This is a genomic window from Streptomyces sp. NBC_00386, from assembly GCF_036063235.1.
In the GTDB taxonomy this organism is placed as follows: domain Bacteria; phylum Actinomycetota; class Actinomycetes; order Streptomycetales; family Streptomycetaceae; genus Streptomyces.
Map to the genome: position 1 here is coordinate 9905653 of NZ_CP107950.1, position 23578 is coordinate 9929230.

The window sequence follows — 23578 nt, forward strand, 5'->3', positions numbered from 1 at the left end:
CAGTCGGAAGTGCCGGTTACAGCGGGAGCTGTATGCCGAGTTCCTGCATGGCGAGGGAGGGCGGCCCGCCTTCGGAGCGTTCGGTCTTGTAGCCCTTGACGCGGGGTTCGAGGGTGCGGGGGTCGATGGCTTCGGCGGGGGCGCTCTTGGCGTACAGGCCGGCGGGGTCGGTGTCGCGGTCGTGGGGCAGGAGCCAGAAGACGCGGCGGCGGAAGGTGCCGGATGCGCGGGAGGGCTTGGCGTCGGGGCCGAGGATCGCGTAGCCGACCATGCGGCCGTCGCGGTGGTAGGGGGGCTTGCCCTTGCGGGTGGGCAGCCGGTCCAGGCTCTGGCGCACGTAGTCGAGTTGATCTGTGTCTTCCAGCCATACGAACTCGGCTTCGTGGCTGATCTCGTCCGCATCGATCAGGGAACTCATGCGCTGGCTTCCCTCTCCTCGTCGGTGAGCAGTCCGATGCCCGGGTAGTACTTGCGCTGGTTGGACAGGATCATCCCCTTCGGCGAGGCCAGCCCGACCAGTTCCCGGGTGCGGGAGGCGAACGCGCGTGAGGACATGACCAGTGCGCCTTCATTCTGGCACCAGGTGGTGTAGGCGGCGTAGAGCGCTGTCTGCTCGGCCCGCAGGTCGGGGCCCAGTCGGCAGCACTCCTCGTAGAAGCGGCCGGTGTGGTCCTCAGTCTCCGCGTAGGCGGTGGTGGCGATCCGGACGCGTTCGGGGCCGGTGAGGTCGCGGTCGCCGCCGAGGTAGCGGCGGGCGCCGTCGATGAGCCAGCCGAGGATGCCGGGGCCCTCCTCCATGACGAGAAGGTCGGCCAGGTTGTCGATCTTGCGGTCGTCAGGGACGACGCGCTCGAATGGGATCAGCCGCATGCGGCGCCAGAACGCGAAACCCCCGATCTGTGACGCGCGGGCCCGGGCCCTGGCCTCGCTGCTCGGCGGCGCCGACTACCGGGCCGTGCGCCCGGCCGGCCTGCAGGAGGCACTCTTCCTGCTCGGCCTGCCGGGCACCGCCCGGCCAGGTGTCCTGCGGGAGTTCACGCAGCACCAGGTCTCCGAGGACTGGGCGCTGGGCGGCGCCTTCAGCATCGGTGAGGTCGGTGACCCGGGCGGCATGTTCCTCGGCATCGACCTGGACTGCGGCACCACCCGCCCCGTCATGATCAACGTGGCGGACGCGCCGAAGCACGACGCCAGCGCCTCCCTGGGCATCGTCGGCGATCTGGGGGCTGGAAAGAGCGTCCTGCAGAAGCTCATCGCAGAGGCAGTGTGGGCGCGCGGCGGCTGCGCGATCTGCATCGACCGCACCCCCGTACGCGAGTGGGCCAGCTTCGCCCGCACCGCCGCGAAGGGCCGCGTCCAGATCATCGACGCCGCTCAGGCCGAGGTGTCCATCGACCCGCTGCGCATGTTCGACGGGCCCGAGGGCCGCCACTACGCCCTGTCCTACCTGACCCTGCAGCTCGGTATCGGCCCGATGAGCACGGGCGGCGAGGTCCTGCACCACGCCGTCGAGAAGGCCGCCGACAGCGACCAGCCGTCCATGAGCTGCGTGCTGCAGGTCCTGGAGGAAATGGCCACGTACAGGCGTACCTCCTCGTCAGAGGCCTCGATGCCACGGTCGTCGAGCACCCCGCGCAGCCAGCTCTGCGCTGACTCGATCCGCAGCAGGGTCCCGGACGCATCGAACAACACACCCTTGATCGTCATGATCGCGACCCTAGCCGCAGCACACCGTCGAGCGTCAAGATCAGAAACCCTGGCGACAGTTCACCGTCGAGCGTCAAGACAGCGCGGCCGCTCCCGGGATCAAAAACAGGCTCTCAGCTTGTTCTTTATCTACCAAGATCTTCCAGGTTTGCCGATGGCCTTGAGAGTCTCGGGACGTTTGGCGGTTTTGCCGACGTCGTAGCGGGTGGCGGGCCGCCGGTTCTTCGAGCCGGGAGGGCGTCCGGGTCCGGTTCCGGTTGGTTGAGGAACATGGGCGGGGCAGTGCAGGTGTGCGCGGATGTTCCTGAACCCCCGGCGGACCCGGGCTGGGGTGAGGTGTTCGGGCTTGGCCGGTTTTTCCCAGGGCCGGCGGAGTTCGATGGCGAGAGGTCGGGCGAGGCGGAGCTGGGTGTGGGCGACGACCAGGAGCCAGGTCCAGCGGTCCGCGGCTTGGGGAGTACGGACCTTCGGGGTGGTCCATCCGAGTGTCTGCTTTCCGAACCTGAAGGTGTGCTCCAGATCGAATCTCCTGAGGAACACCTGCCACCACAGGTCCACGTCCTCCGGGACGGCGCCGGTCTTCGAGGACCACAACCACACCGGCGGAGCCTGGCGGTCCTTGGATAGGTGCTCGACCTTGAGGCGGACCAAGGTGCCCTCAACGACGGGGAGTTCACCGTCGTGCTCCAGCCAGGCCGAACGGTGAGTCAGCCGTGGGTGGACCCGATCCCAGGCCTGGGCCTCTGCCTTGCCGTAGTTGATGGTGTCGGTGGCCGTCACGACGGCCGGTTCGGGCCAGGTCTCGGGCTGGGTGAAGCGGAACTCGGGCCCGTGCTTGGGCGGGCGCCCGCCCCTCGGGGCATAGACACGGGGCGGTTTCGGCAGGCGCATCACCCGGTCACTGCGGATCCGGCCGACCAGCTCGACGGGCAGGTCCCGCAGCACCCAGGCCAGACGGGTGACGTCGTAGCCGGCGTCCATGACGATCGTGATGTCCGGGTCTCCGGTCTGCCACTGGCCTGCCGCGACGAGCCGCTCGACCACGGCTTTCAACTGGGCGGCGGTGACTGCGGTCGCATCATCGGCGGGGCCGAGCCGGACCACGTCCAGGATCGCGGTCCATGACGTGGCCCCGGGTTCCAGGACGGCGACGAAGGAGTACGGCCAGCCCGGGATGAACTGTGACGCCGACTTCGCCCGCCCATAGACGTGACAGAACAGCCTGTCCGCCGAGCATGGCGCATCCGACCGCAGCCAGGGCGACACATCAACCGCCAGCACCAGACGCCTCGCTTCGAACCGGGGCAACCGCAGCCCGGCCAGCACAGTTCGCAGCCGCTCAACATCGATGCGGCCGCGGTTGAGGGCTCCGTACATCGCTCCGTGCCCACGGCGATGCTCGGGCACCAGCGTCAGGTCCACCGGCGAGACAACCGGCCCATCGACACACAGCACCGCGTCGGTCAGTTCGAACAGTTCATCGCCCCGCGCGGTCAAACACTCGTAGAAGTCGGCCCGGAAGCATGACGCTTCCACGAACGCTTCCCGCCGGACACGGCGATGCAGCACACTCATGACAACAGCCTTCGGTTGATCCCGTATCTCTGTGACGGAGCACAGGATCAAGCGAAGGCTGTTGTCATGTCTGGCAAATGCCCAGGTGAACAGCCTAGTTCGAGGCGCATTTCGACACCGCTAGATAAAGAACAAGGTTAGTGGTTGGTGGTGTTGGTGTGGTGGGGGTTGGTGATGGGGATGGTGGTGAGGTATTCGGGGGGGAGGTCGAAGGCGTCGGTGAGGGTGGTGAGGTGGGGGGCGAGGTTTTCGGTGAGGTTTTCGGTGAGGGTGGGGAGTTGGTGGAGGTGGGTGGGGGTGAGGTGGTTGTGGGCGAGGAGGTCGCCGGTGTGGGGGCGGAGTTGTTGGAGGAGGAAGAGGTGGCAGAGGGTGGTGATGAGGTGGTGGGTTGGGGGGTGGGTTGTTTGTTGGGTGGCGTTCAGGAAGGCGTCGGCGGCTTGGAGGGTGGCGTGGGCGGAGACCATTTCGAGGGCGGGGGTGGAGGCGTTGTTCCAGCGGCCGATGGGGTTGGTGGCGGGTTGGTTGCGTAGTGCGGTGTGTGCTCGTGTGTGCCAGATGGTTTGGGTGTGGGCGAGCAGGGTGCGTAGGAAGTGGGGGTTGGTGAGTTCTTGGGGGCCGTGGGGGGTGGGGGGTGGGGGGGTGGTGGGGTTGAGGAGGAGTTCGGCGGCGGCTTTGGCCCAGATGACGAGGTTGTCGCCTTCGGCGGTGATGGTGCCTTCGATGTAGTCGGGGAGGTGGGCGAGGTGGTTGGCGGTGAACAGGCCTTGGGCGCCGCAGCGTTCGCGGCATTGGGTGGTGATGGTGCGGGCCTGCCAGGTGATCCATCCTTTGGTGATGGCGGCGAGGCGTTCGGCTTGTTCGCGGGTGTCGTGGGTGTGGGTGGTCCAGGTGTCGAGGGCGGTGCGGTGCAGGAAGGTCATGGCGTAGGCGGTGGCCAGTGAGGTGAGCAGGGGGGCGTGGTGGGTGCGGTGGGTGTTGATGGTGATGCGTTCGCCGGCTTTGGGGCCTTGGATGCGGCGGTGTTCGCCGTAGCGGACGGCGATGGCCAGGGCGGCTCTGGAGGCGCCGACGGCGGCGCCGCTCATGCACAGTTTGCCGGTGGTGACGCGGCCGATGGAGCGCAGGAAGCGTTTGCGGCGGTTGCCGAGGGTGCTGGTGAGGGTGCCTTCGTCGGTGAGTTGTCCGTGGTCGGACTGCAGGAGTGCCTCGCGTGGCAGTTGCACGTGGTCGAAGGCGGTCAGGCAGTGGTCGACGGGGGCGGTGGGGCGCATCGGCAGCCGGCGTACGCGGATTCCGGGCAGTAGCCCGTTTTCGTCGCTGAGCGGGGTCAGGAACAGGTAGACGCCCTCGTCGCGGCCGTTGATCAGCAGGCGGGCGGCGACCACGGCGGTCTTGGGGCCGCCGGTGAGGCTGGTGTTGGGCATGAACTTCTGGGCGCCGGGGTGCGGGGTGTTCAGGACGAATCCGCCGCTGTCGGGGTCGTGGCGGGCGGTGGTCTCCATCGCGGCGCTGTCGTTGCCGTGTTCGACCTCGGTGCACAGGAAGGTGCCGATGCGCTGCATGGAGGTGAAGGGGGACAGGTCGCGCTCTTGGGCCGCCTGGTGGTCCAGGAGGCTGCCGAGGAAGAGGTTGTAGTGGATGCCGGCCACCGTGCACAGGCTTCCGCCGCCGTCCACGATGGCCGTCCATTCGTGCAGGCTCGCCAGCAGGCGGGGGTCGGTGGCCAGGGCTCGGGGTTCCTCGAGGGTGTCGTTGACCAGCCGCAGCCAGTCGTAGGCCAGGGCCGCCTGGTCGGCGGGGGTGCGGCCCGGGCGGTGGCGGAACGTCTGGTTGCGGATCAGTGTCCGCCAGCGGTCGTGGACGCGTGCGCGGTCCTCGCCGAACAGGAGCCGGGCGAGGTCCTGCGCGGGGGAGAGGGCGGGGGCGGGGGCGGCGCTCTTGATCCCCTCGAGGGTGAGTTCCTCGATCGCGCGCAGTTCGCGCAGGCGGTCGGCGTCCAGCCGGCCCCGCGTTCCCGGTTTCGGCGGCACCTCCGCCGTGGGGCCGGCTGTGCCGTCTTGCACGTTCGGCTGGGTTGTCAGAAGGGCCATGACCCTATCCCCCGTCGGTCGCAGATCCGGATGTGGACGTGCTGGACTCCCCAGAAGATACGGACCTACCGGTTTTGTTATCAAGTCAAATGACGGTAAAGCGCGAGCCGTTCCGGAGGATCTTCGAACGCCGTCCGGGGGATCCGTAACGGAATATCCGATTCTGTATCCGTGCGGGCGCGCCGCTATACCGCATGCAAGGTTTTCTTCAGGTCCGGGTCGTCCGCCGGACCGTCCCGGGAATGCCGGTAAACGGGGCATTCCGGGGCGGGTGAGGGGTGTGGTTGATCGGGCGGACGGGGGGTGGCACGATACGAACCTGTCGGTTTATTTTTACTGGAGGCCGACCGGAGCCGATGCGGAGGTGAAGGCCGTGGCGCTGCAGGAGCGGGCCATCAGGACGAGGCGGGCCATCCTTGTCGCCGCCGCCGGGGTCTTCGCCGAGGTGGGCTACGAGGCGGCGACGATCTCGGAGATCCTCCAGCGGGCCGGTGTCACCAAGGGCGCGCTGTACTTCCACTTCCCTTCCAAGGACCGGCTGGCGCAGGCGGTGCTGGCGGGCCAGCTGGAGTCGATCCCGCCTCCGCCGCCGCAGGAGCTGATGCTCCAGCAGGGCATCGACGAGGCCTTCCTGCTCGCGTATCTGCTGTCGGTGGGGGATCCGATGGTCCGGGGCAGCATCCGTTTGACGGTCGATCAGGGGGCTCCGTCCGACGGTCTTGACCGGCAGGTGCCGATGAGCGGGTGGATCGAGCACAACATCGACATCCTGGGCCGGGCGAAGGAGAACGGGGAGCTGCTCCCGCACGTCCGTGTCCCCGAGGCCGCGCGGATGTTCGTGGGGGCGTTCACCGGGGTGCAGGTGCTCTCCAAGATCATGTCCGATCATGCCGATCTGCCGGAGCGGGTCTCGGACCTGCAGCGGCACCTGATGGCGAGCATCGCCGTCCCGGCGGTCCTCATGCAGCTCGACACGGCCGCGGACCGGGGGGAGCGGGTGCACGGCGCGGCGCTGCGGCTGCGCGCGACGGGCGGGCAGGTCCCGGCCGCGGGCTGACACCGGCCGCCGGTGCGGACCGGACCGGGCCGGCCGGGGGCTGACGCCGGCCGCCGGTGCGGACCGGGCCGGGCCGGCCGGAGGTGCGGGCCGGCCGGAGGTGCGGGCCGGCCGGAGGTGCGGGCCGGCCGGGGGCGGGCCGGCCGGGTGCCGGTGGGGACACAACTGAACAGTCGTCGGGGGCGTGGTCGTGGGCGCCCCCGGAGGGGGAGGGCGGGGGACCCCTCCCCTGGGCACGTGCCGTTGGTGCAACACCGACCCAGGGAGAGACGACGTGAGCACGACTGCTGTATGCCCGTACGTCCTGGACGTGAGCGGGCGGGATCTGCCGGGAGAGGCCGCGGTGCTGCGGGCCAAGGGGCCCGCCGTCCGGGTCCAGCTGCCCGGGGGGGTGATCGCCTGGGCGGTGGTGGGGCAGCGGCATGTGGAGCGGCTGCTGACCGACGCGCGGGTCTCCAAGGACGCCCGCCGGCACTGGCCCGCCTTCATCGAGGGCCGCATCACCGAGGACTGGCCGCTGTATCCGTGGGTGGCCAACGAGAACATGCTCTTCGCCTACGGGCAGAGCCACACGCGGCTGCGCCGGCTGGTGGCGGGAGCCTTCACCGCGCGGCGCACCGAGGCCCTGCGCCCCCGTGTCGCCGTGATCACCGCCGAGCTCGTGGCCGCCCTGGCCGCTTTGCCGGCCGGTGGTGAGGTCGATCTGCGGACCGCCTTCGCGGAGGTCCTGCCCATGCGGGTGATCTGCGAGCTGTTCGGGGTCCCGCAGGGCGGGCCGACCGCCGCCCTGTGTGCGGCGCTGCACAAGGTCTTCAGCACCACCCTGTCCGGCCGGGAGATGGAGGCGGCCCGCCTGCAGTCCTTCGGGCTGCTGTCGCAGCTGGTGCAGGACAAGCGGGAGCGGCCCGGGGACGATCTGACCAGTTCGCTCATCGAGGCCCGGGACCAGGACGACCGGCTGAGCGAGGCGGAGCTGCTCGGCACGCTCTTCTTGATGATCGCCGGAGGGCAGGACACGACCGCCGCGCTGATCACCAACGCCGTGGGCGCGCTGCTGAGCCACCCCGACCAGCTCGGGCACGTGCGGGCGGGCAGGGCCGGCTGGCAGGACGTGTCGGCCGAGACGATGCGCGTGCACACCCCCGGCGCCTACTCGCCGATGCGGTTCGCCGTGGAGGACATCGACCTGGACGGGGTCCTCATCCGCAAGGGCGACGCGATCCTGGTCAACTTCGCCGCCGGCGGCCGCGATCCCGAGCGCCACGGCCCGGACGCCGACCGCTTCGACGTGCTGCGCACCGACCGCGACCTGCTCGGCTTCGGGCACGGCACCCACCGCTGCATGGGCGTCCCGCTCGCGGAGGCGGAGGCCGCCGGCGCCTTCGCCGCGCTTTTTGGGCGCTTTCCCCGGATGCGGCTGGCCTGCCGTCCGCAGGAGCTGGAGCCCATGCCCAGCTTCCTGATGAACTCCTACCGCGCCCTGCCGGTGATCCTGGAGCCGCAGGACTGACACGCGCGCGCGAGCGGCGGGACCGCGTCCGCCCCCGGCCGGGGGCGGACGCGATCCCGCCGTTTTCCGTCTCCCGGCCCCCGCCGCCGCAGGGCCGGGGGTTCGTCTCGTCCTGACCGGGGCAACGTCCTCTACAATAAACGTACCAAGCGCGCGGTTTGATATTGTTCTGCGGGTTGAGGTTCCGGATGTGGGGGGCGGGCGGAGCGGAAGCGGATTTCGCGCGTGCCCCGGAGGAGGGTGGAATGGTCAAGCAGGTGAGGGCGGCGCGGACGCGCCAGTCCCTGATCCACGCCGCGGCCGAGGTGTTCGCCGCCGACGGCTACGCCCTCGCTTCCCTGCCCGTGATCAGCAGACGGGCGGGGGTCAGTGCGGGCGCCCTGCACTTCCACTTCGCCAGCAAGGACGCCCTGGCCGCCGAGGTGGAGTCCGCGGCCGCGGACTCGGTGGAGAAACTGGCCGAACGCTGCCGCGAGGGGGCCGGCGCCTCGCTGCAGCTGCTCATGCGCACGATGTCCGGCCTGCTGCTGGCCGTCGCCGACGACCCGGTGGTCAGGGCCGGCTTCAAGCTCAGCGGCGACCCCTCCCGCAAGAGCGGCGCCACCCTGCTGGTCCTGTGGCACCGGTGCGTGCGTGAACTGGTGCTGCAGGCGCAGAGCGCGGGCGAACTCGCCGACGGGGTCTCGCCGGACGGCGCGGCGACCGCGATCGTGGCGGCCACCGTGGGCCTGGAGGTGGCCGGCGAGGTGGGCGAGGGCTGGCTGCCGGCCGAGCCCGTGGAGCAGTTCTGGTCCTTGATCCTGCCGGGGCTGGCGGCCTGCCCCGAGCGGGCTCTGGACTGGGTGTCGCAGGAGGTCTAGGTCCTGGCGTCCGGGCCGTGCGGCGCCGCGGGGCAGGGCGTACGTACCCGGCTCCGCGGGCAGGGGGGCCAGATGCCCGGCGGCGCCGTGGCCGGTCCGCGGCGTCCCCCCGGCCGGGAGGTGCCCCCGCCGCGTCGCCTTGTCTCCTGCGTGCCGTGTCGCCGTGTCGCCGTGTCGCCGTGTCGCCTTGTCTCCTGCGCCGCGCGCCCGCACGCACCCTGCCCCGCCTGCACGCACCCTGCCCCGCCCGCCCGTCCGCACCCTGCCCCGCCCGGTCCGGCCGGCGCCACCCGATCCCGGGCGCCACCCGATCCCGGGCGCCACCCGGTCCCGGCGCCGGGCCCCGGCCGCCAGGTGCGCGCCGCCGGGAGTGTGCCGCGGCCCGGGCCCGGGCCGCTCCCGCGGCGCGCCGGAGAACGGGCGGGGTTTCCGGTTCCCATTGACATACCGCGCGCGCTGTTTTTTACTCGGGGTGCAGGGAAACCCTGCCGACTGCGTCAGAAACGGGGAGACGGCGTGGACATCGACGTACTGGGCGCACTCGCCGTACGGCACAACAGCGTGTCCATCACGCCCACGGCACCCAAGCCCCGCCAGGTGCTCGCCCTGCTGGCGCTGCGGGCCGGGCAGGTCGTCCCGGTGGGGGTCCTGGCCGAGGAGCTGTGGGGAGCCGGGCCCCCGCGCAGCGCCCGCGCCACCCTGCAGACCTACATCCTGCAGCTGCGCGAGCTCATCCGCGCCGCCCTGGAGGGCGGCGGGCACGGCGGGGGCGGCGGGGGTGGCGGGCGCGGCCGGGCCAAGGACGTGCTGCTGACCGTCCCCGGCGGCTACCTGCTCAAGAGCGGCGACGGCGTCAGCGACGTACGGGAGTTCGAGCGGCTGGCCGGCTGCGGGTACCGGGCCATGGACGCCGAGGACTATCCCCAGGCCGCCCGGCTGCTGCGCCAGGCCCTGGAGCTGTGGACCGGCCCCGCCCTGGCCGACGTCCGCACCGGCCCCCAGCTGCGCACCGAGGCCAGACGGCTGGAGGAGAGCCGGCTGTGCGCCCTGGACCAGCGCGTCGAGGCGGACCTGCGCCTGGGGCGCCACCGCGAACTGCTCGCCGAACTCACCGTGCTGATCAACCAGTACCCCATGCACGAGAGCCTGCACGCCCAGTACATGCTCGCGCTGCACCGCTCCGGGCGCCGCGGCGAGGCGCTCGACGCCTACCAGCGGCTGCGCGCCACCCTGGTGCGCGCCATGGGCCTGGAGCCCTCGCCCGCCCTGGCCAAGCTGCAGCGCTCCATCCTGATGTCCGGCCCCGGCACCCTCGCACCCCGCCCGGCGGCCGGCCCCGCCGTGGCCCGCGTGGGCTGACCCGCACCGTGTCCCGGGCCCTGCTGTCCACCAGGAATCGAGCACCGCTCAGCCCCGGCCGTGCAGCGTTGATCACACCTGGAGGAGGGGACCGCGCATGCCGTCGCAGCGAAAGCACCCCGCCCGGCACACCGCGCCGGCCGCGGCCCCCGCGGGCGTCGTCTACGGCCTGCTCGCCGACGCCCCCCGCTGGCCCGTCCTGCTGCCCTCCTACGTCCACGTCGAACGCGTCGACTTCGACGGCGCCCAGGACAGCCTGCGGCTGTGGCACCTGCGCCACGGCCAGGTCCGCTGCGTACTGGCCCGCCGCGTGCTGCACCCGCGCGAGCGCCGCATCGACTTCGAACTGACCGACCCCCTGCTGCCCGGCGCGCCGACGCACGGCAGCTGGAACGTGTCACCCCAGGGCGGCGGCCGCTGCCTGGTGACCCTGTGCCAGGACGCTGCGGCCGCATCCGGACAGGGGCCCGACATGCTCGAGGCACAGGTGCGGGCGCAGCTGGCGGCCGTCGTCGAGGCGGCCGAACGCTGGGACCGTCTCGACGAACTGCTGCTCTCCTTCGAGGACAGCCTCCACGTCACCGGCTCCCCGGAGATCGTCTACGACTTCCTCTACCGCATCGCGGACTGGGCCGACCTGGTTCCCCACGTCGAGCGCGCCGAGGTCACCGAGGACGTCCCCGGGGTGCAAAGGGCCGTCCTGCACACCAGCGATCCCGGCACCGGGGACACCGGCGTGGTGGAGTCCGTCCGGCTGTGTTTCCCGGCCGCCGGGCGGATCGTCCACAAGCAGACCGTGACCCCCGATCCTGTCGCCGCCCACTACGGCGAGTGGTCCCTGGAGCCCGACGCCTCGGGTGTGCGGGTCGCCTGCACGCACCAGGTGATGCTCCGCGAGGCCACGCCCGCCCCGGGCGCCGGCGCCCGCCCGGCCGACGCCCGCCGGCACGTGCGCGAGTGGCTGGGACGCACGAGCACCGAAGCCCTGACCCTGGCGCGGTGGCACGCCGAGAGCGCCCTGCGCCGGCTGCGATGAGCCCGCCCGGCGACGGCGCCGCGGCGATGGTCACCACGACGACGAGGAGATCGGCGATGGCCCCGATCCGGCCGCACCGGCATGCCGGACACCCCCCGGCCCCGCCCCAAACGCCCCCCGGCCCCGCCCCGGCGCCCCCCGGCGCGGCACGGCACGCGGCGCGCCTGGAGGCACTGCTCGGCGACCCCCGCGACCCCGCCAACCCCTACGGCCGCTCCGCCGTGCGGGCCGCGGCGCCCGGCGCCCTGCCCGCCCCGCCACCGGGCCTGCCCGGCCCCGACGACGTGCCGGGCGCCGACCAGCTCGCCCGCGCCCTGCGCCCGCTCCTGCGCCGCGACCTGGCCCTCGCCCACGCCTGGAGCATCCGCCCGCTGCTCGACACCCCGGTGCCGCACCCGGCGGCCGCGCTGCTGGGCCCGGCCGCGCTGCTCGCGGCGGCGGGCAACGTCCTGGGCGGCGCGACCCGCATCGTGGACGGCCTGAGCCGCCACGAAGCCGCCGCCCGGCAGTGGCGTCCGGTCCTGGCCACCGTCTTCGCCGACCTGCTGGCCTGCGAGAGCCTGACCGACGCGGCCCTGCGCGCCTGCCCGGCCCCGGGCCGGGACGCCCCCGCGGCCCCGCGGCACGGCGAGGAGGAGCAAGAACTGCTCGCCGCCGTCACGGCGTATCTCGTGCCGCAGCTCGCCCTCGAACTGCTCGGCGATCTCGAACTGGTGCTGAACGAGTGCGGTTTCGACGGCCGCACCCCCGAACGGCGCACCCTGGCCCGGCTGGTGCGGGACCGGGCGTTCGCCGGGGCCCACCGGGCGGACACCGGTGCTGCCCAGGCCCGCATCGTGCACGGGCTGTTCGCGGCCGGCAGCCCCGGACAGGACGACGGCACACGGCTTGAGGCCCTGCTCCGCGCCCCCCGCACCACCGAGCCACCCGGCACCGGCGCCCCCCGCACCACCACGCCACCGCCCGGTGCCGACGACACCGGCACCGCCGCGCCACCCGACACCGGCACCGCCGCGCCACCCGACACCGGCACCGCCGCGCCACCCGACACCGGCACCGCCGCGCCACCCGACACCGGCACCGCCGCGCCACCCGACACCGGCACCGCCGCGCCACCCGGCACCGGCGCCCCGCGGGCCGCCGCGCCGCCGTCCGGTGCCGACGACGCCGGCGCCGCCGCCGCCGCGCTCGCCCGCCTGGGCCGCCGTCTGGCCGCCGAGCAGCGGGCGCTGCGCACCGCCTGCGCGGTGGCCGCCGTGCACGACAGCGCCGACCCGGCGGCGCGCGCCCTGGCGGACCGCCGGGCCCTGCTGGTGCTGGCCGCCGCGACGACAGCCGCGCGGGAGACGGCCGCCGCGGCCGATCTCCCCTTCCTCGGCGACGCCGGCTGGGCGCTGTCGGCGCTCGGGCGGATCACCGTACGGCTCGGGCTGCCGCTGCCCGCCGGCATGCCCGACACACACCCAGGCGTGTGGGAGGAACTGGCCCGGCGCGCCGCCGACGGCGTGGACTGCGACCTGCACGCGACGAGGCCGGCGTGGTGAGCGCCGGCGGCGCGCCGCACCGGCGCACACCGGCGCCGCCGTTCCCCGCGCCGTTCCCTGCGCCGTGCTACGTGCCCGGCCCCGACGGGCCCTGGGAGCAGGTCCAGGAGCGATTCGAGGACACGGGCCGGGCGGTGGTGCACGCCACCTGGGGGCAGTGGCTGACACCGGCCCTGCTCGACCCCGCACTGCGCACCCTGCTCGGCCGCGACTGGCCCCGCTTTCGCCGGCATCCGGCCCCGGCCGGACGGCTGATCCTCGCCGTCTCCCGCACCGTGCTCAAGCACACGGCCGCCGCGGCCCTCCAGGTCCCCGCCGAACGGCTCGACCTCGCCTGTCTGCCGGGCGGACGCCCCGTGCTGCGCGGCCTGGGCACGGATCTCCAGGTCAGCCTCGCGCACACCGACGAGCTCATCGTGGTCGGCGTCAGCCGCGCCGGAGCGGTCGGCGTGGACGCCGAACCCGCCACACGCCGGATCTCCTTCGACGCCCTGCGCGACCACGTGTGCACCGCCGAGGAGGCCCGGCTGCTCACGGCCCTGCCCGAGGAGGAACGCACCCAGGCCTTCCTGCGCCTGTGGACCCTCAAGGAGGCGTACGCCAAGGCGCTCGGGCACGGCATGCGGCGCCGGTTCTCGGCCATCGGTTTCGAGTGGAATACGACCGGAACCGCCCGGCTCGCCGGGGACACGGCCGGGGAATGGGCCTTTGCCACCCATCTCGTCGAGGAACGCTACCTGGTGAGCGAGGCGCACCGCCCGGGCGAGGCGCACCCCCGCCGGGCCGCGCGGGCGCGGCCGCAGGGGCCGCGCACCCCGCCCGCCACAAACACGCCGAACGGGCCGCCCGGGGCACAGCCGCCGGACGGCGGGCGGGTCCTCGACTTCCCCGCTCACCGCGGCCTTGGACCGCGGTGAGCGGACACACCCGATGGGGGCCGCGGCCGGCCGGCCGGCCGTGCAGAAACGATTCGAAAAGGAGGTCGGGGTGATCGGCAGGGCTGCTGCGGCACAGCTGTCCGGTGTCCCGGGGACCGGATGAGCAGTCATCACCGCCGCCCCGGCGCCGTTCTCGCCGTCGTGCACGAACCGCCGGGCGCCCACGACGGGGCACCGCTCGTCCTCGAACTGTGCGGACCCGACCGCACGGACGCCGAGGCCATCGCCGCCCGCGTCGCGAGGTCTCATCGGGCCTACGACGTCGAACTGGACGCACCGCAGGACGGCACGGCAAAGGCCGGGCGCCCGGACCGCCACCTCCTGCGGCTCACCCCCGCTCCCCGGCCGCGGCCGGCGCGCCGCTCACCGACGACCTGCTGGCCGACCTGCTGGCACCGCCGGCCGCGGGCACGGTCGCCGTGAGCGGGTATCGGCGGGCGCTGCTGGAGGCGGCGCTCGCCGCCCCGGGCGGCCCCGGCCACTTCGTGGAGCAGGTCTACTGGGACTGGACCGGGCCGCTGGAGCGCACCCGGTTCATCACCGCCTGGCAGTCCCTCACCGAGCGGGAGGCGGTGCTGCGCGCGTCCTTCGACTGGGCCGGCGCCCCGCGCCTGGTGCTGCACGACAGCGCGGGGATCGAGGTCGTCGAGGCCGTCCGCGATGCGCACACCGGCGCCGGCTGGGACGAACTGCTGCGCCGCGACCGCGACCGCGGCTTCGAGCCGTACCGGCCGGGCCTGCTGCGGGTGTCCCTGCTCGATTTGCCGCCGGACGCGGGCGGCGCCGGACAGGTGCCCACCCGCCTGCTGGTGACCTACCACCGGGCGCTGCTCGACGAGCGCGGGGCGCGTCTGCTGGTGCGGCAGTTCTACCGTTCCTACCTCGCCGGCGGCACGCTGCCCGGCGCGGACCGCCGGCCCGACATCCGCGACCACGCCCGCTGGCTGAGGCGCCAGGATCCGGCCGCGGCACGGGAGTTGTGGGCGGCTGCCGCACCGCCCGCCGGCGCCGCCGTCAGCCCCGCCCGTCCCGGCGGGCCGCCTTGCCGGGGCGGGGGGACGGGCAGGATCCAGCGCCGGCTCGGGCCGCCGCAGAGCGCACGGCTGCGTTCCTGGGCCGTCGGCCGGGGCGCGGGGGAGAGCAGCGCCCTGCACGTGGTGTGGGCCCTGCTGCTGTACCGGGCGGCCGGGACCCGGGGGCCGCTGCCGGTGGCCTTCGGCGTGCACGTCCCGGGACGGGACCTGCCGCTGCGGGCCGCCTCAGGCATCCCCGGACTGCTGGGCGACCCGCTGCCGATGACGGTCACCGTGGACCCGGCGGCCCCGCTGGCGGACCTGCTGCTGCAGGTGCGGGACGCGGCGCTCGACCTGACCGCCTACGCATGGGTCTGCACCGACCAGGTCCGCGAGTGGAGCGGGCGCGCCCCGGGATCCCGCCTCACCGAGACGACCGTCCGCTTCGACAGCCACCCCGAACTGCCGGCGAACCTGCGGTCCGAACTCGCGGCGCAGGGCATCAAGGTGGGCGCGCCGCGGAGCGCCGGGGGCGCCACGACCCTGCCCATCACGCTCGTCGCGCACCACGACGCCGAGGACGCCCTGGTGCTGGGCGCCCTGTACGACCGGGCCAGGTTCACCGACACCGAGGCCTCCGGTGTCCTCGCGCAGTGCCTGCAGCTGCTGCGCAGCCTGCCCGACCACCCCGATGCGCGGTTCACCGTCGGTGACGCCCTGCGTCTGCTGGGCACCTGCGCGGTGCCCGTCATGACCGTGCCGGGAGCCGGCGCCGCCGGGCCGGCGCCGGCGGTGCTGCGGGCCGGGGAACCCGGGGCGGACCTCGTGTGCCTGGTCACCGTCCCCGGCGTCACACCCGGTGTCTACGACCTGCTCCTGCGCCGGTACGAGGGGCCCGAACGCATCGTCTCGCTCACCGTCACCGGCGGGCAGGTGCCGTCCGCCGTCCTGGGGGAACTGATCGGTGACGCAGGGCGGCTGACGGTGTGCGGCGCCGGCCCGGCCGGCCGGGCCGCCCACGAGATCGCCCGCCGTGCGGCGCGCTGGACGCGGCAGGCGCCGGCCGTGGTCATGACCGGGGTCGGCGGCGCCGCCGAGAGCGCGCAGGCGCTGTCCCGGGCCCTGCTGGCGGTGCGGGCGCGCAGCGCCTGACCGGCGGCGGCCGCGGCGTCCAGCGGGCCGAGAGCGTTTCTTGAGCACCGTGGCCCAGGGTGGCGCCAGAGGAGGAGGCCCCATGGGCGACCGGGACCGTGGACAGCCGGCTCTGCGCGTCGAGCGCGGCACCGCGACCGAGGAGGAACTGGCCGCGCTGGCCGTCGTCCTGCTGGCCCTGCGCGGCCGGCGGACACCGGTGCGGCCGGCCGGCGGCTCGTGCTGGTGGCTGCGCGGCGAGGACCGCCGCGGGGTGCGCGGCCGGCGGTGAGGTGACCGCCGCAGAGACGAAACGAGAAGACTGGCCGGTCTGTTTGAGGGGAGCGCAGGCCCGGGATCGGGTCCGATCTCTCGGCCCGCACCACGGCCCCGGACGGCGTGTGCCGGTCTGCGGGTGGGTGTACGGGGCGGTAACACGGCCGTCTTTCCAGGGGAGTTGCCCGGTGAACGGCCGTCTTCGAGGGTTGCTGCACTGATGCTGGAAGGTTGTTAAAAACAGGACGATCGGTCTCGTATTGACATACCGTCTGTGCTGTTTTTTAATGTTGGAGTGTCAGCAGCGCACGTGGACAGGGGAGACGGCGTGGACATCGACGTATTAGGTGCTCTGGACGTGAGGGAGAACGGGGTGTCCGTCGCCCCGACGGCGCCCAAGCCCCGCCAGGTGCTGGCGCTGCTGGCGGTGCACGCGGACCGGGTGGTGCCGGTCGCCTCGCTCATCGAGGAACTGTGGTCGGGCCGGCCGCCGCGCAGCGCACGCACCACCCTGCAGACCTACGTGCTGCAGCTGCGCGAACTGATCGGGGCGGCGCTGGAGCACGGCGCCGCACAGGAACCCGCCGCCGGGCCGCAACGCCGCACCGCCAAGGACGTCCTGGTCACCCTGCCGGGCGGCTACCTGCTGGCCGCCGCGGGCGGCACCAGCGACGTCCGCGAGTTCGACCGCCTGGCCGGACTGGGCTACCGGGCCATGGACGCCGGCGACTTCGCGGGCGCCTCCCGCACCCTTGCCGCCGCCCTGGACCTGTGGTCGGGATCCGCCTTCGCGGACGTGCAGACCGGGGCCCAGCTCGCCATGGAGGCCAGGCGCCTGGACGAGAGCCGGCTGTGCGCGATGGACCAGCGCATCGAGGCGGACCTGCGGCTGGGCCGGCACCGCGAAGTCCTCGCCGAGCTCACGGTTTTGACCAGCCGTTACCGCAGCCACGAGAACCTGCACGCCCAGTTCATGATCGCGCTGCACCGCTCGGGGCGGCGCGGCGAGGCGCTCAACGCCTACACCCACCTGCGCACCACCCTCGGCCGCGACCTGGGCCTGGAACCCTCCCCGCGGCTGCGCCGGCTCCAGCACACGATCCTGATGGACGCGCCCGAGAGCGGCCCGGTCCCGGCCCGGGCCGTGCACCACCCGGACGCCGGGGCCCAGATCGCCGGCCGGTAGCCGGCCGCCCCGGCGGCGCCGCGGACCTTCCTGCCCCGCTGCGCCACAGCCTCGTCCTCCCCCGCACGCGGGAGGCACCCCCACCCCCGCCCGAAGGCCGGGGCATCCACGAAGGGACGACCCTGTGACCAGCGAGCCGACGGCAGCGTCCGATGGCCACGCAGACATCCTCGCCGAGCTCACCGCCGTGCTGGCCCATGTCGTGCACGCCGACCCCGACCGGGTCGACCCCGGACAGCCCTTTTCCGTCCTCGGCCTGGACTCCCTGCTCACCGTCGAGTTCGTCTCGGCCATCGAGGGGCACTTCGGCGTCCGGATCGCCGGCGCGGACCTCTACGAGTACGCCACCCCCGCCCTCCTGGCCCGCCACCTGGCGGCCCTGCGCCGCGGCACCGGTGAGGCCCCCGCGGCCCAGGACTCCGGCGCCGCGGCCGCGGTGCTGCAGGTACTGCGCCACCAGCTGGCACAGATCCTGCACTGCGACCCCTGGGAGATCGAAGGCGGCGCCGCCTTCGCCGAGCTGGGCATCGACTCCATCCTGGCGGCGGACTTCGCCGCCGGCGTCAACCGCGCCTACGGCCTGAGCGAACGCCCCGTCACCGTCCACGAGCATCCCAGCCTCGCCGCGATGGCCGCCTACATCGCCTCCCGCACCCGGGGCACACCGGCCCCCGACACTCCCGACACCCCCGACACCCCCGACACCCCCGGCGGCGCACCGGCCGCGCCCGGGCAGCCGCCGGCCCCTGTGGCGCGGACGCGGCCCGCGCTGTCCCGGCAGGAGGTGCTCGCGCTCCTGGACGCGGTGCGCGGCGAGCGGATCGGCGTCGACGAGGCCGCCGCACTCCTGGCCGACCGTCCGGCCTGAACGGGGGCCACCACCCGCGCAGCACCGACAGCCCGCGCCTGCTTCGGCCCCGGCGGCCCCCGCGCCGCCGCCTCGCTGCGTCCGCAGCAGGCGGCGAACCGAGACGGACTGAAACGACACGATGACCATCACCGCACCGGAGCCCCCCGCCACCGGGCCCGCCCCGCACCACGAGACGGTGCCCCCGGTGAAGCTGTGGCTGTGCCCCAACGACGCCCTCCCGCCCGCCATCGCCGCCGTCCTGGCCCCGCACTGGCTCGACGAGCGCGAGAACGAGACCGCGGCCCGGTTCCTCTTCGAACGCGACCGCCGGCAGTACCTCGTCGCCCACACCCTGGTCCGCCGGGCTCTGGCGCTGGAGGTCGGCCTCGGCGAGGCCGAGCTGGTCATCTGGCGCTCCTCCCGCGGGCGGCCCTTCCTGCAGCCGCTGCCCGGCGGCCTGCCCAGAGGCGGCGGCCATCTCGACTTCAACCTCTCCCACGCGGGCGGCTACAGCCTGCTCGGCATCGTCCGCACCCAGCGCGTCGGCGTCGACGTCGAGTGCCTGGACCGGGAGGCGGGCGCCCTGGACACCATCCTGACCACCTTCACCCCCCAGGAGCAGCACTGGGCGTCCCAGGTATCCCCGGGACGCCGGCGCGACCGCCGGGTGCTCAGACTGTGGACGCTGAAGGAGGCCTACTCCAAGGCCCGCGGACTGGGACTCGGGCTGCCCTTCGACGAGTTCGCCTTCACCCTGGACGACGACCGGGGAGTCCTCGCCTTCCAGCCGCCCGCCGACGACCCGAGCGGACGGTGGCGGTTTGTGGAACTGGAACCGGTGCCCGGCGTGCTGGCCGCGGTGGCCCTGCCCGCGGACGAAAGCCCCGCCCCGCACCTGGAACTGCACCAGGGATTCCCCTGGGACCGGGCCGCCCCGCACACCATCACCCTGCCGCAGCCCGTGGGCGCACCGCACGACCAGGTCCGCGGGGGGACCGCCGCGCCGCCCTGACCCGGCGCGCCGCCGCCCCGCAAGCCGGACGGGGAACCCGCAGTCCATCGGATCCGATGAACCCGCAGTCCACCGGATCCATCGGATCCCTCCGTGGAGATCCCCCTCCTCCAGGAGGGGGCGAAAGCCCGGTTCCGGAGCCGGTCCCGGCATGCGTACGGGTGGTCTCGGGCACCGCGCGCATGCGGCGCACCACCTGACGTGGAGCACCGCTGGAGGACCGCTACAGGAAAACGCTCGGGGGGCACGGACACGGCTAGCGTGCCTAGCGGCGGAGATTTCCGGCCACACAAGGAACTGGACAGGGAACTCGACGAGGTGGGGAGGCCACCATGGAGATTCAGGTTCTGGGTCCGTTGAGTGCCGAGGTCAACGGGGGATCCATCGTTCCGACGGCGGGCAAGCCGCGACAGATCCTGTCGCTGCTGGCGCTCTATCCGGGACGGGTCATGCCTGTTCCCACGCTCATGGAGGAACTCTGGGGAACCGAGCCTCCGGCGAGCGCACTGACGACCCTTCAGACATACATACTCCAACTGCGCAGGCGGCTCGGCACGGCCATGGGCCCGGGCGCACCGTCCGGCGCGAAGGACGTTTTGGCCACACGGCACGGCGGATACCTGCTCCAGATCGACAAGAGCTGTGTCGACGTGCACGCCTACGAGGAACTGATCCGGCAGGGACAGTCGGCGTTCGTGGAAGGCGACGACGAGGTGTCCGCAGCGCGGTTCTGCGCGGCACTGGACCTGTGGACCGGCGCACCCCTGGTCGACGTGAAACTCGGTCCCGTCCTGGAGATCGAGGTGATGCGGCTGCAGGAGAGCCGGCTGGTCACCGTCGAGCGGCGCATCGACGCCGATCTGCGGCTCGGCCGCCACGCGCAGCTGATCGCCGAGCTGACCGAGCTGACCGCCCGCCACCCGCACCACGAGGGACTGCACTCCCAGGTGATGGTGGCGATGTACCGCTCGGGCCGGCAGGCCACCGCGCTGGAGGTCTACCGCAGGCTGCGCATCCGGCTCATCGACGAGCTGGGTGTGGAACCCTCCCCGCAGCTGCAGCGCATGCACCAGGCCATGCTGGCCGTGGACCCGCAGCTGGACATGCTGGCGGGACCGCGCCACGGCTCGACGTTCGACCTGTTCGCGGCGTGAGCAACGACGCCGCCCGGCCCCGGCCGGGCGGCCGTTGCGCCCCGGCCCACCGCACGGCCACCGGCCCGTCGCCGGACGGCCGGACCGGCATCCGGTCCGGCCGTCCGGCATTTCTGGTACGGGTACTCAGAGGGCTCGGACGGCCGCCTGCAGCCGGGTCGGCGTTGCCCGCAGGGCCCCCGGTGCGGCGAAGGTGCCCAGGCAGAGAGCATCGTCCACTCGTCCTGCATCCCCGCTCCAGCACGGACGGCCACGATCTACGGGCCGGCCCTGTGGCCGTACCCATGACGGATCGCGAGGAAGGGTCTCTCGTCGTGACGCTGACGCTGACCGAGCCCCTCAGCGGGGCACTGCATGAACTCCTCGCCGCGCGCAGCTTGCGCGAGCGCAACAGGGAACTCGTCCTCGCGCTGGTCGCGGCGGGCAACCGGGGCGAGGTCAACTGTCTCACCCGCCACTGGGCGGGCGCCGCCGCAACGGGCGGACGCACACTGCCCGACGGGCTGGGGCTCACGCTCGAGAGCGTCGTCGCCGACAACGGCGTCGTCGCCCTGCGCGCCACCGCCCGTGCCGAAGGGGCGGTCTGGTCGCTGGCCGCGGAGCTCCGCTTCGATGCCGCGGGCCGGATCCAGCAGTGCCACGACCTGCTCGTGCCGAACACGCCGGCGAGCTGACGCAGTCCCGGACAGGGACCGGCCTGCCTGCCGTGCGGGCGGCTTCGGGCCGTCACCGGCCGCTGCCCGGGCACCGCAAGCGGCAGGCCGGGGCTGGGCCGGGGGCTTGCGGGGCGGGTTGACCGCGGCACCGTCGGCGAAACGGCCGACACCGGTGAACAGCAGGGCATCCGGCCCGCCGAGGACATCCGGGCGCGCCGCCGGCCGGCTCCCGCCTGCCCGAACGGTCCTTGCTCCCGGCGTGCTGCCCGAACCGAGGACCGTTCGGGGGCCGCTGGAGAAAACGGACGGCCCGCACGCGCCGGAGCTAGCGTGAACAGACCGGGGCTCCGGCCTTGCCGGCGCGTGCCCGCCCGCCAGGGCCCGCACGCCGCCCCCCCGAGCCCAGGGGGCAGTTGCTCGTTCCGTACGGGGGTGTCCGGAAAGGGGAAGGCGATGAACGGTGACCGGCCCGCCGGTGTGTGCGCGGTGATCGACCCCGAACAAGGTGAGCACAACACCATGGAACTGCACGGGACACTGGACACCGCCTTTTTCCACCGCGCCCTGCACCGCGTCGCGGAGATCCGCCCCGGTGCCCGGCACGGGGGATTCCGGCTGCTGCGGCACCAGCCCGACCTGCACACCGTCGAACTGTCCGGCACCGAGGCGGCCCCCGCGCCCGCCGCCGTGGGCCTGCTCGCCGACCTGCTCACCGCCGCCCCCGAGCCCTGCCCCGACGGCGGACCGGCCGCCGGATCGGCGGGCCCGCCCTGCCGGACGCTGCCGCGCACCGAACCGCTCACCCCCCTGCAGCAGCAGCGGCTCGCCGACGCCCTGGCCCGGCCCGGCCACCAGGCCGAGCAGATCCTCTGGCGCTGGCACGGCCCCCTGGACACCGCACGCTTCGAAGCGGCCTGGCACGCCGTCGGCGAGCGGGAGAGCGTGCTGCGCACCGCCTTCGTATGGGACCCCCGGCCCCGCGCCGTCGTCTTCGACCGCGCCATCACCGACATCGTCCGCCACCTGGGCACCACGGTGATCCGGCGCACGGCACTGGCGGCCCGCGAACGCGCCCGCGCCTTCGACCTGCGACGCCCACCAGCGGTACGCCTGGCCCTGCTGGACAGCGGCCCCCACGACGCGGCGGCACCCTTCACCGACGTCCTGGTCACCTACCACCGTGCCCTGCTGGACAGCTGGAGCGTGCGGCTGCTGATGCGCGAGTGCTGCCGCGCCTACCTCGCCGGCGGGACCCTGCCCGGCGGCCCGCGCCGTCCCGACCTCGGCGACTGCGCCCGCCTGCTCGGCGCCCAGGACCCCGGCCCCGCCCACGATTTTTGGCGCGGCCCCGCCCACCGGCCCCCCACACCTGCGCCCGGCCCCGCCCGGCCCACGGACAACGGCACCGGCACCGGCACTGGCACCGGCACCGGCGTGCTGCGCGCCGCCCTGTCCCCGGCCCGCAGCACCCGCCTGGCCCACTGGGCGGCACGCTGGGGCGTCGCGGAGAGCAGCGTCCTCCAGGCCGTGTGGACCCTGCTCCTCTACCGCGCCCGCCAGAGCGCGCCCGCCCCCGCGACCATCGAATTCGGCCTGGACTTCCCCGGCCGCGGACTGCTCCTGGAAGGCATCGAGGGCGTCCCCGGCCCGTTCGAGAACGCGCTGCCCCTCACCGTCGCCCTCGACCCGGCACTGCGACTGCCCCGGCTGCTGCGCACCCTGCGCGACCAGGTGATGGACCTGTCCGCCTACGAATGGGCCACCGCCGGCAGAGCGGCCACCGGCACCGGTGCGCCGACGCGGGCCGGCGGTCTGCTCGCCTTCGACTGCGGCCCGCGCCCCGAAACCGCCTACGGCGACGAACTCGCCGCCCACGGCATCCGCCTGGAGGAACAGCAAGCAGCCGCAACGCCCGCCGGATACGCCCTGCGCCTGCGCGCCGGCCACGACACCCACCGCGCGCTCGTCCTGACCTGCGCCTACGACCGCGACCTCATCGACACCGGCACCGCCCGCACCCTGCTGGCACACACCGTGCGCCTGCTGCGTCTGCTGCCCGCCACGGCGAGCGCGGCCACCACCGTCGCCGACGTGCTGGCCTGGATGCCGAAGACGGCCACGCCCCCGGTACCGGACGGCCCCGCCGCCTGGGACACCGCCCCCCTGGTGCTGCTGCGCGGCGCGTCAACACCCACGGCGGCCACCGTGTGCCTGCTCGACGTCCCGGGCGCCCCGCACACCGGGCACCGCGAACTGGTACGGCACTACCGGGGACCCGAAGCCCTGACCGCGCTGCGGCTCACCGCCGGCCGGCAGGCCGCCCAGGCCGACGTCCTCACCCGCCTCGCCCGCTCGGCGGGCCGGCTGGTCCTCGGCGGGTACTCCGGCACCGGCGTTCTGGCCTGCGAACTGGCCAGGCAGGTCACCGCACCCGGAGTGCGCACACCGCTGGTCGTGGTCGGCGGCGCCGGCCACCACCCGGGCGGCCCCCGGAGCCTGGCACGCGCCCTGCAGCGGGCCGGCGCGTCAGCCGCCCGGCCCTGAGCCATCACGCACCCCTGCACCCGTCATGCCCGCACCACCACGGGGAAAGACCGCGAGGGAAAGACCACCACGGGGGGGAA

The 23578-nt window shown here is 73.7% G+C and carries 19 protein-coding genes and 2 pseudogenes; 17 read left to right on the forward strand and 4 right to left on the reverse strand.

Going from position 1 to position 23578, the window contains the following annotated elements:
- Window positions 1–16: 16 nt before the first annotated feature.
- Both OG780_RS43390 and OG780_RS43395 read right to left on the reverse strand, forming a co-directional pair.
- Window positions 17–418, reverse strand: a complete 402-nt coding sequence (locus tag OG780_RS43390; protein WP_328457783.1) for a DUF6009 family protein — start codon at window positions 416–418, stop codon at window positions 17–19.
- Window positions 415–894 (reverse strand): annotated as a pseudogene (locus OG780_RS43395) (primase-like DNA-binding domain-containing protein); the annotation flags it as partial. The gene OG780_RS43390 and the pseudogene OG780_RS43395, both read right to left, overlap by 4 nt.
- Here OG780_RS43395 and OG780_RS43400 point away from each other — a divergent pair.
- Window positions 812–1576 (forward strand): annotated as a pseudogene (locus tag OG780_RS43400) (ATP-binding protein); the annotation flags it as partial. The pseudogenes OG780_RS43395 and OG780_RS43400 sit on opposite strands and share 83 nt — an antisense overlap.
- A gap of 260 nt (window positions 1577–1836) precedes the next feature.
- On the opposite strand, the gene OG780_RS43405 reads toward OG780_RS43400, so the two are convergent.
- Window positions 1837–3282 (reverse strand): NF041680 family putative transposase, encoded by a 1446-nt coding sequence (locus tag OG780_RS43405; protein ID WP_328443500.1) that lies wholly within the window; start codon window positions 3280–3282, stop codon window positions 1837–1839.
- A gap of 137 nt (window positions 3283–3419) precedes the next feature.
- Window positions 3420–5372, reverse strand: a complete 1953-nt coding sequence (locus tag OG780_RS43410) for an acyl-CoA dehydrogenase family protein (protein WP_328457785.1) — start codon at window positions 5370–5372, stop codon at window positions 3420–3422.
- 373 nt (window positions 5373–5745) lie between these two features.
- Here OG780_RS43410 and OG780_RS43415 point away from each other — a divergent pair, with 373 nt between their 5' ends.
- The 16 genes from OG780_RS43415 to OG780_RS43490 all read left to right on the forward strand — a co-directional run bounded on the left by OG780_RS43415 (window position 5746) and on the right by OG780_RS43490 (window position 23498).
- Window positions 5746–6429 (forward strand): ScbR family autoregulator-binding transcription factor, encoded by a 684-nt coding sequence (locus tag OG780_RS43415; protein WP_328443688.1) that lies wholly within the window; start codon window positions 5746–5748, stop codon window positions 6427–6429.
- A gap of 274 nt (window positions 6430–6703) precedes the next feature.
- Complete coding sequence (locus OG780_RS43420; RefSeq protein WP_328443686.1) at window positions 6704–7939, forward strand: cytochrome P450 family protein; 1236 nt, start codon at window positions 6704–6706, stop codon at window positions 7937–7939.
- A gap of 245 nt (window positions 7940–8184) precedes the next feature.
- On the forward strand, window positions 8185–8799 hold the full coding sequence (locus tag OG780_RS43425) for a ScbR family autoregulator-binding transcription factor (RefSeq protein ID WP_328443684.1): 615 nt from the start codon (window positions 8185–8187) through the stop codon (window positions 8797–8799).
- Window positions 8800–9315: 516 nt separating this feature from the next.
- Window positions 9316–10158 carry an AfsR/SARP family transcriptional regulator gene (locus tag OG780_RS43430; RefSeq protein WP_328443682.1) on the forward strand — a complete coding sequence of 281 codons (843 nt, stop codon included), beginning with the start codon at window positions 9316–9318 and terminating at the stop codon, window positions 10156–10158.
- Window positions 10159–10255: 97 nt separating this feature from the next.
- Entirely contained in the window at window positions 10256–11194 is a 939-nt protein-coding gene (locus OG780_RS43435) for an SRPBCC family protein (RefSeq protein WP_328443680.1), read from the forward strand.
- 56 nt (window positions 11195–11250) lie between these two features.
- Window positions 11251–12738, forward strand: a complete 1488-nt coding sequence (locus tag OG780_RS43440) for a hypothetical protein (protein ID WP_328443678.1) — start codon at window positions 11251–11253, stop codon at window positions 12736–12738.
- Window positions 12739–12809: 71 nt separating this feature from the next.
- On the forward strand, window positions 12810–13655 hold the full coding sequence (locus OG780_RS43445; protein ID WP_328443676.1) for a 4'-phosphopantetheinyl transferase family protein: 846 nt from the start codon (window positions 12810–12812) through the stop codon (window positions 13653–13655).
- Window positions 13656–13775: 120 nt separating this feature from the next.
- Entirely contained in the window at window positions 13776–14099 is a 324-nt protein-coding gene (locus OG780_RS43450; protein WP_328457787.1) for a hypothetical protein, read from the forward strand.
- The gene (locus OG780_RS43455; protein WP_328457789.1) at window positions 14096–15841 is read left to right on the forward strand and encodes a condensation domain-containing protein; all 1746 of its coding nucleotides are present in this window, start codon (window positions 14096–14098) and stop codon (window positions 15839–15841) included. Before OG780_RS43450 ends, OG780_RS43455 begins: the two co-directional genes overlap by 4 nt.
- Before the next feature lie 82 nt (window positions 15842–15923).
- On the forward strand, window positions 15924–16112 hold the full coding sequence (locus tag OG780_RS43460; RefSeq protein WP_328443672.1) for an acyl-CoA carboxylase epsilon subunit: 189 nt from the start codon (window positions 15924–15926) through the stop codon (window positions 16110–16112).
- A 312-nt stretch (window positions 16113–16424) separates the two neighbouring features.
- On the forward strand, window positions 16425–17282 hold the full coding sequence (locus tag OG780_RS43465; RefSeq protein ID WP_328457812.1) for an AfsR/SARP family transcriptional regulator: 858 nt from the start codon (window positions 16425–16427) through the stop codon (window positions 17280–17282).
- A gap of 124 nt (window positions 17283–17406) precedes the next feature.
- The gene (locus OG780_RS43470) at window positions 17407–18150 is read left to right on the forward strand and encodes a phosphopantetheine-binding protein (protein ID WP_328443670.1); all 744 of its coding nucleotides are present in this window, start codon (window positions 17407–17409) and stop codon (window positions 18148–18150) included.
- 121 nt (window positions 18151–18271) lie between these two features.
- On the forward strand, window positions 18272–19144 hold the full coding sequence (locus OG780_RS43475; protein WP_328443669.1) for a 4'-phosphopantetheinyl transferase family protein: 873 nt from the start codon (window positions 18272–18274) through the stop codon (window positions 19142–19144).
- 332 nt (window positions 19145–19476) lie between these two features.
- A complete protein-coding gene (locus tag OG780_RS43480) occupies window positions 19477–20298 on the forward strand; it encodes an AfsR/SARP family transcriptional regulator (RefSeq protein WP_328443668.1) in 822 nt (273 codons plus the stop codon).
- Between the two features lie 314 nt (window positions 20299–20612).
- The gene (locus tag OG780_RS43485) at window positions 20613–20972 is read left to right on the forward strand and encodes a hypothetical protein (protein ID WP_328443666.1); all 360 of its coding nucleotides are present in this window, start codon (window positions 20613–20615) and stop codon (window positions 20970–20972) included.
- A 435-nt stretch (window positions 20973–21407) separates the two neighbouring features.
- Window positions 21408–23498: a condensation domain-containing protein gene (locus OG780_RS43490; protein ID WP_328443664.1), complete on the forward strand. Its 2091-nt coding sequence runs from the start codon at window positions 21408–21410 to the stop codon at window positions 23496–23498.
- Window positions 23499–23578 lie beyond the last annotated feature (80 nt).